1 protein-coding gene is annotated in these 565 nt (G+C 70.3%); it reads right to left on the reverse strand.

Annotated features, from left to right (window positions below; all coding sequences use genetic code 11):
- Nucleotides 1-72: 72 nt before the first annotated feature.
- A partial coding sequence (cysD, locus tag IE242_RS37280) for a sulfate adenylyltransferase subunit CysD (RefSeq protein WP_189867531.1) occupies nt 73-565 on the reverse strand: 493 nt, incomplete at its 5' end.

Genomic DNA, 565 nt, shown 5'->3' on the forward strand with positions numbered 1-565 from the left:
CGACGGAGCCCGCGGTCGCGAACCGCAGCAGGGTGGTGGCCGAGAGCTCCTCGGTCGTGGTCGTGCTCATGCTTAGAAGTACCCCTCGCGCTTGCGGTCTTCCATCGCGGCCTCGGAGAGCTTGTCGTCGGCGCGGGTGGCGCCGCGTTCGGTGAGCCGGGAGGCGGCGATCTCGGCGATCACCTTCTCGATGGTGTCGGCGTCGGAGTCGACCGCGCCGGTGCAGGACATGTCGCCCACGGTGCGGTAGCGGACCTGCCGCTTGACCACCGTCTCGCCGTCCCTGGGCCCGCCCCACTCGCCGGCGGTGAGCCACATGCCGGCGCGCTGGAAGACCTCGCGCTCGTGGGCGTAGTAGATGTCGGGCAGTTCGATGTTCTCGCGGGCGATGTACTGCCACACGTCCAGCTCGGTCCAGTTGGACAGCGGGAAGACGCGCACGTGTTCGCCGGGGGCGTGGCGGCCGTTGTACAGCTGCCACAGCTCGGGGCGCTGGCGGCGGGGGTCCCACTGGGAGAACTCGTCGCGCAGGGAGAAGACGCGTTCCTTGGCGCGGGCCTTCTCC

The sequence above is a fragment of the Streptomyces poonensis genome (assembly GCF_014650915.1).
GTDB classification, from domain to species: domain Bacteria; phylum Actinomycetota; class Actinomycetes; order Streptomycetales; family Streptomycetaceae; genus Streptomyces; species Streptomyces poonensis.